Source organism: Bradyrhizobium sp. CCGB12 (genome assembly GCF_024199845.1).
GTDB lineage: Bacteria > Pseudomonadota > Alphaproteobacteria > Rhizobiales > Xanthobacteraceae > Bradyrhizobium.
Window position 1 is genome coordinate 8,546,405 of record NZ_JANADO010000001.1, and the last position, 13,112, is coordinate 8,559,516.

The following is a 13,112-nucleotide window of genomic DNA, read 5'->3' on the forward strand; positions in this document are numbered from 1 at the left end:
TCGCTGGAGAGTAACGGGCACTGTACGAAGCGGATTTGCTTCAACTGCGCAGATAACGCCAGCCGACGACGACACCGCTCACCGAAACGATGGTCCCAAGGATCGACAGCAGCCACACCACGATGTCCCAGGCCGGGCGATACACCAGCAGCAATCGAAAATCGAAACTGTGCAGCGCGTTGAACAGCCAGCGATATGTGCGCCGGCTGCTGTCCACGCGGCCAATGATGTCGCCCGTGACAGGGCTGATGTGAAACCATGTTCTCGCGTCATCATCAAACACGGCGCGCAGCACCGGCAATTCGCGGTCGTGATGATGTGCATACCAATAGGCGTCGTATTCCCTGAGGGTTAACCGTTCCACGATGCGCGCTGTCGGCAACAATTTTGTTGCGGCAGTCCAGAGGCGATCCTGCGGAAGTGTTGCCGATTGGCCCGACGTCACATCCAGAGGTCTTTGCGTGCCATCACGCGACGCGGCGATCATCATCGCGCTGCCATCAAGCCAGACAAAGCGCGCTTCGACCACGGCGGATTGCGGCGTTGGCAGCTTCGTCGCAATCGTCGGCGCATCATGGCCGGCATAGCGTTGCAGCACCTCGCGCGCCGTGTTGCGGCTTGCGAAATATTCGCCGGGATTGAGCGAAAGCCAACCGGAGAATGTCCAGGTCAGCACGAAGATACCCGCGATCAGGCCGGTGATGTGGTGCCATGCCATCCAGCCACGATAAGGCGTGATCCTGCCGCTCGCATAGCGCCGCTTCAGGCGTACGCGAAGGATGCCGATCCAGATGCCGGTGACGCCGATGATCAGGCAGATACCGGAGATCCAAAGCACGACCAGCCGCCACAGCGGCCCATCTTTGCGCAGCACGGTCGGATAGATCCAGTGCGGGATCGAGCCGAGCCAGTTCCAGACGCGTTCGGTGTGGTTGGTGTCGAGCGCGATCTCGCCGGAGCGTGAGGAGACATAGAGCTTGGTACCGGCATTGTCGCCGAGCGTAATGATGTAAAGCGGTCGCAGCGGATCGTAGCGGGCCGTCACGCTCCATTGGTCCCGATCGATGAGTTCTTCGAGCTGCGGCGATGTACTTGCGGGATGATGTTGTGCGACCGCAAGCGCCTGCTGTTCGGAAACACCGGTGATGTCCCGGCCATCGGCTGCAGAGATCGCCCGCCGCTTGCCGTCCCAGCCGGCTATCCGATACACCGGCTCGTCGGCCAGCATGGAAAGCCGAAGATCGCGCGGATAGCGCGTGGCGCCCGCCGTCTTCATCGCGTCGTCCGGCGACAACGCCACTTTCTCCCATTCAATATCAGGAAGCGCTGCCAGCCTTTCCTTGTCGGAAAGGCCGGGAAAAGCGACGTACATCATCACCACGCCGGAAACGAACCACATGGCGAAAAACAGGCAGGTGACGATGCCGACCCAGCGGTGGCCGATGTATAGCCACCGCCGAAGTGTGCGTTTCAGGGTTCGTGCCACGCTCAGAACTTCACGTTGACCGCGAGCTGCGCAGTGCGTGGCATGCCGAGCAGCCACTGAGTGGTGCCGCCCGACATCGTGTACACCTCGTCGAAGAGATTGTAGATGCGGAACGACACGGTGGTGTTGAGATCAGGCTTCCATTGCACGCCGGCATTGACAATGTTGTAGGCCGGGCGTGTCACCGTGTTGGCATTGTCCGCATAAGTCCTGCCGACGATCTGTACGCCCGCGTTGGCCGACCAGTTCGGTGCAAAAGCCCAGGTCGCCCAGATATTGGAGACGTTCTGCGGTACATTGACAGGTACGTTACCGGCATAATTCGCACTTCCGCCGCCGACCGCCTGCACGAAGTCATCGTACTTCGCGCGCAGGAAGGCGGTATTGGCATCGATTCGCCAACCATAATCGAGCAGGAAGCCGACCGATGCTTCGACGCCGCGCGATGATTGCTGGCCGACCTGGACGGTCAGCGAAGGAATGTTGGGGTCGCGTGCCAGCAAGTTGTTCTTCACGATCTCATAGCCGGCCAGAGTCCATTCGCCGCGGCCGCCCCAGAACGATTGCTTAACACCAATTTCGATCTGTCTGCCGGTGGCCAGGTCGAAGCTCTTGTTTGCGGAGGACAGTGAGATGAGCCCTCCGACCGGATCGACCGCGGTGGCGTACTGGCCATAGAAAGCGAGATCCTTGACCGGTGTATAGACCGCTCCGGCGCGCCAGGTTGTCGAGGAGAACGATTTCTCGAAGTGGTTGGCCGGCGAGACATAGTCAGTGCGCGTGATTGTCGGTTCGTCCTGGCGGATGCCGGCAATCAAGGACAGTTGCTCGGTGACCGACAGCCTGTTCTCGGCAAATAGCGCATACTGGTTAGTCACACTGCCGTAACCCGGAATTGTGGCGTTTGGGCTGTTGAATACGCCCGGAACGAAATTGAACGGGTTGACGGACGACGAGCCGCCGTAGGGTGAATTGTTGGTGTGGGTAAAATTGATGCTGTTGACGTCGAAGCCTGCGACGAACTCATTGGCCATACCAAGGACATGCCCGCGGAATTTCGCATCCATGCGATTGCCGACCTGCTGCTGATCGTGAAAAATCTCGATGTAGCTGCTTCGGTTGATGAGGCCAGTGGCGGGGTTATAGGCGTAGCTTTCGACGTCCTTCCAGTGCCGCTTGGAGTTAAGATAGTAAAGTGTGTTCTGAACCGAAATTCCGTCGGCGATCTGCCATTCGGTCTTCACCTGATTCCAGCTGTCCTGGTAGCGGATGTGGCTGTCGCTGACGTTGTAATTCTTGAAACGTAGCGATTCGTCGAGCCTGCCGTTGATCAGCGGCGTGCCGAAGTAGCGCGAAGGGTCGCGGTCACCGTAGTCCGTAGACAGCGTCCAGGTGACGTCTTCGCTCTGCTTGATCTGGACCACGGCATGAAGCGCGACATTCGAGGTGTTGTCGCGATCGACCCAGCCATCCGACATGTTGCCGGAGGCGGTGATCCGATAGGCGACGTTCTCGCTGACCGGACCGCCACTGTCCACGGCAATTCGCCGCGTCGTGTTGCTGTCCAGCGAGACCTCGGCTTGGTTGCGGGAGATCCACAACGGCAGTTTTGAAACCACGTTGATGGCGCCGCCGACCGCGCCCGCGCCGTACAACACCGATGCAGGGCCGCGCAGCACCTCGATGCGCTCGGTCGACCAAGTGTCGAACGGAAAGGTCACCGTCCCGGCGCCGATATAGAGCTGGGTGCCATCATACAGCGTCATGACGGAGCCGAGGCCCGTGAAGCCGCGGGTATTGAACGAGACGCCGCCATTGCCCGGTGCCGGGCTCGCCGTGAAGCCGGTGGCGTTTTGCGTTACCGCGTCGACGATGTTCTGTTGGCCGCGCTCGGCGATGGTTTCAGCGGAGATCACCTCCACGCTGGCCGGAGTCTGCAGTCGTGTGAGGCCGAGCCGGCTGCCCGCCGTGGTCGCGCCGGTGAGGTTGAGCGTCGGCGCGGCGAAGACAGGTCCAGTCGGCGCGGAAATCGGTGTATCGGTGTTGGCAGCCATGTTGTGCTGCTGGCGCGAACGCGCGGCGCGGGCGGCAGCAGAACTGCGTCGGGTGCTGCGGGTACTCGGCGGCGTTGCCGGCGGCTGCACCACCACGGGGTCGAGCATCTGGACCGGACTTGCGGACTGTGCCCAGCCGTCTGTCGACAACACGAAACAGGAGAATGCAACTGAACGGAGCAACGCGCGGCGATGCCGTGGCGCGAAGATGGTACGGGAGGTCATCAATAGGACTCGCGATAACGTGGCACGTCACCGCGAACGCAGTCTGGCCACTGCCCCAAGAGGACGGCAGCCCAACACCCACCAGGACACCCCGCCCAATGTGCTCGCGTGTGACCACGACTGACGGCAGGTCTCCTGGCTCGCGGGTCGTTACCTGTCGCCGCCTTCCCAGGCCCGCAGGCCCAGTGGCGTTTGGCGAAGGCTCACCGCTTACAGTTGCGGGGGCAGCCACGGCGTTGGGGGATCCCCGCACCGTATTCCCTATTGATCTCCCGAAGGAGAACCGTCGCAGGCACCCTAGTTTTATTTGCAAAGGGCTGTCAACTAGCCGTCCCGAGACAGATCAACGCGCCGCACCGTCATCGGCCCGACGTGCCGATCGCTCAGCGTTCGTCCGGCAGCTCGACTCAGCGTCAGTCCCTTCTCGCAAAAATATTCCACTTTACCGAAATTCGGATTTGTCGTATGTGTCGCCCGTCCCGGCCCACCAAAGGGGCGGTCGTACGTCGTCACGAACGCGGGCTGGGATTGCGGTGGACGCGGGCGGCGTTGAAGGCGGGCTGTGGCGTGCAGGGCGAGATGAACCTCGTGAGCATGGCACGTCCTGCGAAGACGGACGGCGCCTGTGCCCTGCGAAGCCTCTTGGCGAAGCAGGGTCGTCCGCGTACGGCGAAACCGTGTGGTCCTGGCCGTCGTTGCTACGGTCAAGCCTTGGCGAAGGCGTCATCGCGTCAACCGGCGCGGTGTCGTGAATTTCGCAGGGGTGAGGGAGGCCAGAAGGAACTCGGCTCCCGGGAGAGCGCGGCATAGGCCGTCAAACCATCGCGCAGGGAAGGCCTGGTCTCGGCTGCCCTGTGTCTCCCCTGTGCACTGCGTGTGCATTCGTTCAGCGCAGGGGTCTTATGGGTGCCAGCCGGCGCCCGGTCTTCCCTGCGCCCTTTCTGGCGAGAGGGTGTGAAGAGGAGAGCGCAGCTCGGGCAGAACATGCCGCGAGGACGCGACGGCGTGTCTGCGAATTGCCTGCCAAATGACCTTCCGTGCGAGCATGATGCATCGGCCTCGGTGGAGGTGGTCGTTCCTTCCAGAATCTGCCTTGATGCGACTTCAGCGCGGAGGAGTGTGGAATGAGCAGCTTGGTGATCTCTGGTGGCCGGGTGGTGGATCCCGCGAGCGGGATGGACGCCATCGGCGACGTGGCGGTTGTGGACGGCAAGATCGCCGCGGTTGGCTCCTCGCTCGGCGGCGCGGAGCGGGTCATCGACGCCACCGGCCTCGTGGTCGCGCCCGGCTTCATCGATCTGCACGCGCATGGCCAGTCGATCCCGGCCGACCGCATGCAGGCGTTCGACGGCGTGACGACCACGCTCGATCTCGAGGCCGGTGTGCTGCCGGTCGGGTCCTGGTATGAGCGGCAGGCGAGGAAAGGGCGCGTGCTGAACTACGGCGCCGCCACCAACTGGGCCTTTGCGCGCATCGGCGCGATGACGGGCTCAAATGCGGAGAGCTCGCTGGAGGCGTTCGGCAACGCCATGCGCGACCGCCGCTGGATGGACAACGTCGCGACCGATGCCGAGGTCGCGGGCATCCTCGAGCGCCTCGGGCGGGGCCTGAACGAAGGCGGCATCGGCATCGGCATCTTGAACGCCTATGCGCCGGGCGCCGGCGTGCAGGAGCTGACGGCGGTCTGCCAGTTGGCTGCGGCCAAGGACGTCCCGACCTTCACCCACGTCGCCTTCATGTCGCGTATCGACCCCGAAAGCGCGGTGGAAGCCTATATCCGGCTGATCGGCTATGCCGGCGCCACCGGCGCGCACATGCATATCTGCCATTTCAACTCGTCGAGCAAGACCGACATTGCGCGCTGCCGCGTGCTGGTCGAGAAGGCGCAGGCGCAGGGCCTGCCCATCACGGTCGAGGCCTATCCCTACGGCACCGGCTCGACCGTGCTGGCGGCGGCGTTCTTCAGCGATCCCAAATTCGTCGAGCGCAACGGCACCGGCTACGATTCCGTGCAGCGCGTGACTGACGGTTACCGTTTCCACGACCGTGAGGAGCTCTTGAAGGCGCAGGCCGAAGAGCCCTCCTCGCTGGTGCTCTGGCACATCCTCGACACCGAGCATAATGCGCATCACCGCGACCTGCTCGACATGTCGGTGCTCTATCCCGGCGGTGCCATCGCGTCCGATGCGATGCCGTGGACGACGTCGGACGGCAAGACCTACACCGGCGATGCCTGGCCGCTGCCTGACGATGCCACCTCGCATCCGCGCTCGGCCGGCTGCTTCACGAAGTTCATCCGCGAATGGGTACGCGAGCGCAAGGCCGTGTCGCTGCTCGAAGGCGTGCGCAAATGCGCGCTGATCCCGGCGGAAATCCTCTCGCAGAGCACGCCCGCGATGCGCGCCAAGGGCAGGCTTGCGAAGGACGCCGATGCCGACATCGTCGTGTTCGACTACGAAAAGCTCTCGGACCGCGCGACCTTCACGGCGATGAACCGTCCCTCGGAAGGCGTGCGGCATCTGATTGTCAGCGGTCAGCCACTGATCAGCGATGGCGTGCTCGACGTGACCGCGCGGCCGGGAAAGCCGGTGCGTCGCCCCGTCGTCGAGGCCTGACACATGCCGGTCCCCATTCTCCTGGTCACGGGCTTTCTGGGGGCGGGCAAGACCACGGTCGTGAATCATCTGCTGGCGAACGCCGAGGGACGGCGGATCGCCGCCGTGGTCAACGACTTTGGTGCGATCAATATCGATGCGGAACTGATCGCGGGTGCGAACGACGGCGTCGTGAGTCTCGCCAATGGCTGCATCTGCTGCTCGCTCGAGGGCGATCTGCTCCGCACGCTCTCGACGCTGCTGCGGCGCGATCCCAGGCCCGAATACATCGTCATCGAAACCAGCGGCGTCGCGGACCCCTCCGACATCGTGCGCAACCTGATGGACCCCGTGATCCTGCGCGAGGCGCCGCTGGAGACGGTGCTTTGCGTGATGGACGCGACCGCGTCGCCGGCCGCCCTTGAGGACGCGCTCCACCGGTCGCAACTGCGCGTCGCCGATATCGTGGCGCTCAGCAAGCTGGATCTGGCGGACGCGGGCGCGGGTGTCCGGATGCGCGAAGCCATCCGTGCGCAGCGCGTCCCTGCCGTGGTGGTCGATGCGAATCACGGCGAGATTCCCGCCGCGCTGCTGTTTCCAGCGAATGTCGATCGCGCGCCCGCGCCGCGCGAGGTCGGGCCGCGACGGCCGGCGGAAGAGCGCTTCGAGACGCTGAGCTGGACGTCGGACCAGCCGCTCTCGCTGCCGCGCTTGCAGCAGGCCATCGGCAAACTGGCGCCAAAGCTCGCGCGCGCAAAAGGCCTGTTCGAGACGGTCGAGCAGCCCGGCCGCATGATGGTGTTTCAGTTCGCCGCCGGCCGCGCGACGCTGGCGCCGGGTGAAGCCCCACCTCCAGGCGTGCCGCGGTCACGGATCGTCTTCATTGCCGAGCTCGGGGTGCTCTCGAAGACCGAGCTCGACGGAATCATGGAGGGGTGCGTTGCGGGTGGGTGAGATGAGGCGGTAGGATGGATCGCAGTCACAGGGATCAGCTTGGCATGTCGTCCAAAATCGCGCCCGCAGACGCCGCTTCGCGCCGCGCCGCCAAGCCGACGATCGTCTATCCGGCCGGCACGATGCCTGGGCCCGACCTAGCCGCGCTTGAGCAAGCTCGCCGCACGATGGTCAAGACGCACGAGCTCACCGTGCCGCCACGCGATGCCAGAACATTTCGCGTGGCGCGCGGCCAGTTTTTTCGCATCGTCAGTATCGATGGCCCTCAGGTCGGCGACCTCAATCTCTGGAATGCGGAGGATCTCTCCGAGCGCTTCTTCAGCGGCAAGACGCGGGCGCTCCATGGCACGCATGTCGGCGTCGGGGACCGGCTCTGGAGCAATATGCCCTACCTTCGGCCGATGGCGACCATCAGTCACGACACGCTCGGCTGGTATGGCTTCGATGAGGACGGCGCCGGCATTCATGATGTCATCGGCACGCGCTGCGATCCCTATACAAATCTCCTGTTGAACGGCACGGCTTACGATTTTTGCTGCCATTCCAACCTGTCCCGCGCGCTTGCCGCTGAGCTCAAGATGGAGCCACGCGCGATCGAGCATCATGTCCACGATGTACTCAATGTCTTCATGTGCACCGGCTTCACGAAGGACACGCACCAATATTTCATGAAGGCAAGTCCGGTCCGTCCCGGCGACTTCATCGAGTTTCTCGCGGAGATCGACCTGCTCGGCGCGCTGTCGGCCTGTCCCGGTGGAGACTGTAGCGCAACCCATTCCAGCGATGCTGCGGCATGCCATGCGCTCAAGATCGAGATCTTCGAGCCGGATCGAACGACGCTGAAGGACTGGAGCTGGCCGTCGCCAAGTGCGTATCACCGTCGCCACGGTGGGCATGCGCAAAGCTGAGCTTCAATCCTCCACCGTCAATCCGTCGCCGTGCATATACCACTCCGCGCGCGAGGCCCATTGCACATGCCGGTCTGGCGTCGCGCCCAGCGGCTCGTCGAATGCGCCGGCATGGATGATCGCCTCGCGCCCGCTGCGTGTAAGGTGCGGCATCGGGCTGCCGCAAATCTTGCAGAACGCGGTCGCAAAGCTTCGCGCATTGGGCAGATCGAAGCGTGCGACGGATGTTTCCCCGCGCAGCCAGCGCAGCGCCCCCGCCTTCACGATGACCTCGCAGGCATGTGCGGTCCCGGTCGCCTTGCGGCAGCGCGAGCAATGGCAATTGAGGAAACGATCGAACGGACCCTCGACCTCGAATGCGACCTCGCCACACAGGCAGCTTCCCCGGAACGCGGCCATGTCACTCCTCCTCCGGCTCCTCACCCACGCGGATCGGGGAGGCGCCATGCGGAGCCCGACTCCGCCGCCCATCAGACCCTTCCGGCCGGCAATTCTCAAGAGGGTGTCGGCACGTCCGGCCAACTCACGCGAATTGCGCGATTCCGTGCCCGACGGACCAGTTCTCCTTGGGGGCATCGAGCACGTTGACGAAGACGTCCTCGGGACGGATGCCCGGGCTCTCGCCGAGCAGGTCCGCGATCCGGCGATACAGTGCCTTCTTCTCATCGGCGGTCCGCGAGGCGAACACGGTGATCTGGATCAGGACGGCGTCGTCGCTGCGCTTCACGCCGTAGGCGTTGCCGCAACGGAAGTTCGCAGGCGAGAGCTCGTTGATGGTCATGAACTCGTCGCCTTCGGGCACGTGCAGCGTCTCGCGCATGGCACGGTAGAGGCCGTCGAGGATCGCCTGCCGATAGGCGTCCGGCTTGCCGGCGCGCATCGAGATGTGAAGGAGAGGCATCGAATTCCTCGTTTGCATATGACGTGACCGGCCGCTTGCGGTCGCTCATTGACGAAGCGGCGATCGACCCCAATCGGTTTTTGACGTAGCGTCAAAAAAGCATATTCTTGACACCGTGTCAAATAAGCCCGCCCATCAGGTCCGATGGGGGAGGCGCCAATCGAAGAGGATGGACATTTGAGGCCGCGCGAGTTCGACCACGACGACGTCCTGCGGATCGCGTTCGAGCAGTTCTGGCGCAGGGGTGTGCGCGGCACCTCGTTGTCGGACATCGCGCGCGACGCCGGGGTCCAGCGCGGCAGCCTCTACAACGCGTTCGGCAGCAAGGAGGCGCTGTTCCTCCAGGCCTATGAGCGCTATGCGGGAGAGTATCTCGTCGCCCTGCAGAAGGCGCTCAGCGCGGGCTCACTGCGCAAACGCCTCACCGCGTTCTTCGACCTGACGATCACCAACTTCCGTTCCGGCACACCGCCGCGGGGATGTCCGACCACCCGTGGCCTGATGGAGCTCGGTTCGTCCGAAGGCGAAGGGCTAGATGAAGAGGCGCGTCAGGCTTTTGCGCGGCTCGTCTCGCGCATCACTGCTCTGGTGCAGGATGCGTTGTCGGCCGGCGCCGAACGCGGCGAATTCAGCGGCAATCCCGCCGCCGCGGCCCTGCACATCATCACGGTGACGCGCGGTCTCGCCGTACTCGAACGTGCCTTCGGCGACGAGCTGCAATTGCGCAAGATCGCCGCCCACACGATCGACCTCGTGCTCGGCAAGAAGGGTGGCTAGGTGGACATGCCCGAATGACGATCCCAGCGGTGGTTGCGCTGGGATCGTCTGGAGGTTTCATGGAGGGCATCGAGCTCTGCGCCTCCATGCGATGTTGATAGCGCACGGCCGCTCGAGATGCGACTAGAACCCGTCGAAGCCTCAGCACAACGCAAGCGCGTTGACCGCGCGCGTCGCGGCATCCTCCTTGCCGGAGCCGACGAACTTGCAGACGATGGATTCGAGCTCGCCCGGCTGCTTGCTGCGGGCGACCGCGAGCAACCGCATCAGTTCCGTCTCGTCCTTCGACAGACGCCGGCACGACGGCGGCATGAAGCACAGCTCGCATGGCCCGCCGCTGCGCAGGATCCTGACGAGGGCGGCCGCCCGCGCCACCAGCAGCGCGCTGTCGGCGATATCAGGGGTCTCGTCGGCGAAGCGATAGGCCGCTTCCCAGCAATCGGACGCGCCGGTCGCATAGGCCGCCCCGATGAAGCGGAACAACGACAGCGCGACCCGGGAAAACTGATCGTAGCTCTCGACGCTTCGTGGCGTCGAAAGCATGGTCTGGAGCGGACCGAGCCGCGATTGGCCCGCCTCCGGGATTGTCACGGAACCGCACGCGTCCTGCATCATCAACGATCCCATCAGTGCAGCGTGGGACTGCCCACAAACCAGCTTTTCATGGCCATCGTCCGATCATGCGCAAATGAGCGGATGTGCCGATCGGGCAGGATGAGACCTGCCATGCGGAAGATCGTCGCAAGTCCACGCACGGGCGCGAGAGCCCAATCGGCCCCGACCGGCGGCAGCCAGCACTCGAACTGCTCGCGCGCGACGTCAATGCGTTCCTGCTGGGCCGCGGCAATCGCCCGCAAGATTCCGTGCTCGCTGTCGGACATGCGCGGGCAGGTGGGGCAGTGCACTTCGATCGCCGTGTGCGCCGTGCATGCAAAGACCTCGATGATGGCGTCCAGCGAGGGCACGGCGTCGCCGACGCGAAAATGGTCATACACCTGCTGGATATCGGCCGCGGTCGGGACGGCGCTTCCACTGCGTGCCTTCGCCCTGAATCCCCAGATGAAGAGCCGCTCCGACGCGCTCAGCGCAGGAAGGTCGAGGGGCTTGGCGTATGTCGATTGATGCATTGAGGCTTGGGCCTTCGGCTGCGCTCACGCCACGGCTGGCGTTGATGATCTGTGTCGATCGTTCTGCCAGAGCCCTCCGCAAGTCAACGCTCGCAGAGGCGATATTGAGGTCTTCTAGATCTAAACAAGCTTAGCGCGTCTGGTCTTGAATCATTCCAATGCCGGGCGCGTTGGCGAATTCCGATCTTTCTCCGGGGACGTCCAACGACAAGGCAGAAGCGACTTGACGCCGGCTGATCGGCGGCCGTCCCACGCAGTTTTGCAGGCATTTGGCGGAACCCTAATGCTTAAAGCTTTGCTAAGGGGAACGGGATAAGTTCGCATATCAGCCCTTCGAATTCTTGCGAGCACCGATGTTTTTCTCCCGCATCAGCTTCAAACTGGTCCTCATTGTCGGCATCAGCCTTCTCGGCATGGCCGCGCTGGCGCCGATTGCGCTTTCGACCCTGCGCGCGCAGATGGTCGCCGACCGCCAGGCCAAGACCCAGCACATGGTGGATGTCGGCTACGGCATCCTGGCGCACTATCAGAAGCTCGAGAGCGAAGGAAAGCTCTCGCGCGAGCAGGCCCAGGCCGGTGCGATGGCTGAAATCAAGAGCCTGCGCTACGACAAGGTCGAGTATTTCTGGATCAACGACATGGCCCCCAAGATGGTCATGCACCCGATCAAGCCCGAGCTCGATGGCAAGGATCTCTCCGGGATGAAGGACCCCGCCGGCAACGCGCTGTTCATGGGCTTCGTTGACGTCGTCAACAAGCAGGGCGCGGGCTTCTACGGCTATCTCTGGCCGAAGCCCGGCTTCGACCAGCCGGTCGGAAAGATCTCCTACGTGAAAGGCTTTGCGCCCTGGGGCTGGATCATCGGCACCGGAATCTATCTCGATGACGTCGATGCCGCTTTCCGCCAGAACGCGATGACGTTCGCCTACATATGTCTGGCCGTGCTGGTCGTCGTTCTCGGCGCTTCCTTCGTGATCGGCCGCAGCGTCACCCGGCCGCTCGCCAGGATCACCGCGCTGACCGAGCGCCTCGCTTCCGGCGATGGCGCCTTCGACGTGCCCTACACCGGTCGCAGTGATGAGGTTGGCGGGCTCGCCAAGGCGCTCGCCGTGTTCAAGGACAATGCATCCGCGGTCGGCCGGATGCATGCCGAGCAGCAGCAGCTGAAGCAGAGGGCCGACGGCGAGAAGCGCAAGGCGATGGCCGATCTCGCCGGCAAGTTCGAGGCGAGCGTCCAGGCCGTCGTCCGCGACGTCTTCAACGAGGCGCGCGCGATGCAGCAGGCCGCGCACGGCATGTCGGAGACCGCGAACAAGGCGACCGATCGCGCGAGCTTCGTTGCCACCGCGTGCCAGCAGGCCTCCAGCAACGTGCAGACGGTGGCCTCCGCGGCCGGCGAGCTGTCGTCCTCCATCATCGAGATCAGCCAGCGCGTCGCCCAGGCTGCCAACGTGGCCGACAAGGCCGCCGCCGACGGTCAGCGCACCAACGACACCGTGCAGGGGCTGGCCGCCGCCGCGCACAAGATCGGCGAGGTCATCGACCTCATCAACCAGATCGCCTCGCAGACCAATCTGCTCGCGCTCAACGCCACCATCGAGGCGGCGCGAGCCGGCGAAGCCGGCAAGGGCTTTGCGGTGGTCGCGAGCGAAGTGAAGTCGCTGGCGAGCCAGACCGCGAAGGCGACCGACGAGATCGGCGCGCAGATCACCGCGATCCAGGCCGAGACCAATGAGGTTGTCGGCAACATCGAGAGCATCCGCAAGACAATCATGGAGGTCAATGAGATCTCCTCGTCGATCGCGGCCGCGGTCGAGGAGCAGGGCGCCGCGACCCAGGCGATCGCCCACAGCGTGCGGGAAGCGGCTTCCGGCACGGACCAGGTCTCGCAGAACATCTCCGGCGTCACCGATGCCACGGCGGAGACCGGCCAGGCCGCCGGCCTCGTGCTGCAATCGAGCGGCCGGCTGACGCAGAAGCTGCAATCGCTCGAGAACGAGGTCAGCGCCTTCGTTGCGGGCGTGCGGGCGGCGTAACCGAAGCGCTGCACGACGAACTTTTTCCGCGGCGCGGCATCGGCCGTGAC

At 64.0% G+C, this 13,112-nt stretch carries 11 protein-coding genes and 1 riboswitch; of the genes, 5 read left to right on the plus strand and 6 right to left on the minus strand.

Going from position 1 to position 13,112, the window contains the following annotated elements; translation table 11 throughout:
* Positions 1-40: 40 nt before the first annotated feature.
* Together NLM27_RS39360 and NLM27_RS39365 are read right to left on the minus strand one after the other, a co-directional pair.
* Positions 41-1,486 (minus strand): PepSY domain-containing protein, encoded by a 1,446-nt coding sequence (locus NLM27_RS39360; RefSeq protein WP_254148380.1) that lies wholly within the window; start codon positions 1,484-1,486, stop codon positions 41-43.
* A 2-nt stretch (positions 1,487-1,488) separates the two neighbouring features.
* Complete coding sequence (locus NLM27_RS39365) at positions 1,489-3,765, minus strand: TonB-dependent siderophore receptor (protein ID WP_254148381.1); 2,277 nt, start codon at positions 3,763-3,765, stop codon at positions 1,489-1,491.
* A gap of 107 nt (positions 3,766-3,872) precedes the next feature.
* Positions 3,873-4,068, minus strand: a riboswitch (cobalamin riboswitch).
* Between the two features lie 821 nt (positions 4,069-4,889).
* Between NLM27_RS39365 and NLM27_RS39370 the strand changes: the two genes are divergently transcribed.
* The 3 genes from NLM27_RS39370 to NLM27_RS39380 are packed head-to-tail and all read left to right on the plus strand — an operon-like array spanning position 4,890 to position 8,221.
* Positions 4,890-6,380 carry an amidohydrolase family protein gene (locus tag NLM27_RS39370; RefSeq protein ID WP_254148382.1) on the plus strand — a complete coding sequence of 497 codons (1,491 nt, stop codon included), beginning with the start codon at positions 4,890-4,892 and terminating at the stop codon, positions 6,378-6,380.
* A 3-nt stretch (positions 6,381-6,383) separates the two neighbouring features.
* Positions 6,384-7,313, plus strand: a complete 930-nt coding sequence (locus tag NLM27_RS39375) for a GTP-binding protein (protein ID WP_254148383.1) — start codon at positions 6,384-6,386, stop codon at positions 7,311-7,313.
* A gap of 44 nt (positions 7,314-7,357) precedes the next feature.
* Complete coding sequence (locus NLM27_RS39380) at positions 7,358-8,221, plus strand: DUF1989 domain-containing protein (RefSeq protein ID WP_254148384.1); 864 nt, start codon at positions 7,358-7,360, stop codon at positions 8,219-8,221.
* Positions 8,222-8,224: 3 nt separating this feature from the next.
* Here the strand turns inward: NLM27_RS39380 and NLM27_RS39385 are convergent, their stop codons facing one another.
* Complete coding sequence (locus tag NLM27_RS39385; protein WP_254148385.1) at positions 8,225-8,620, minus strand: GFA family protein; 396 nt, start codon at positions 8,618-8,620, stop codon at positions 8,225-8,227.
* Between the two features lie 124 nt (positions 8,621-8,744).
* Entirely contained in the window at positions 8,745-9,122 is a 378-nt protein-coding gene (locus NLM27_RS39390; protein WP_254148386.1) for a tautomerase family protein, read from the minus strand.
* A gap of 177 nt (positions 9,123-9,299) precedes the next feature.
* On the opposite strand from NLM27_RS39390, the gene NLM27_RS39395 reads away from it, so the two are divergent.
* Entirely contained in the window at positions 9,300-9,899 is a 600-nt protein-coding gene (locus NLM27_RS39395; protein ID WP_254148387.1) for a TetR/AcrR family transcriptional regulator, read from the plus strand.
* 141 nt (positions 9,900-10,040) lie between these two features.
* On the opposite strand, the gene NLM27_RS39400 is transcribed toward NLM27_RS39395, so the two are convergent.
* Positions 10,041-10,514 (minus strand): hypothetical protein, encoded by a 474-nt coding sequence (locus tag NLM27_RS39400; RefSeq protein WP_254148388.1) that lies wholly within the window; start codon positions 10,512-10,514, stop codon positions 10,041-10,043.
* An 11-nt stretch (positions 10,515-10,525) separates the two neighbouring features.
* Complete coding sequence (locus NLM27_RS39405) at positions 10,526-11,026, minus strand: hypothetical protein (protein ID WP_254148389.1); 501 nt, start codon at positions 11,024-11,026, stop codon at positions 10,526-10,528.
* A 353-nt stretch (positions 11,027-11,379) separates the two neighbouring features.
* On the opposite strand from NLM27_RS39405, the gene NLM27_RS39410 reads away from it, so the two are divergent.
* Positions 11,380-13,062 (plus strand): methyl-accepting chemotaxis protein, encoded by a 1,683-nt coding sequence (locus NLM27_RS39410; RefSeq protein WP_254148390.1) that lies wholly within the window; start codon positions 11,380-11,382, stop codon positions 13,060-13,062.
* Positions 13,063-13,112: the final 50 nt, after the last annotated feature.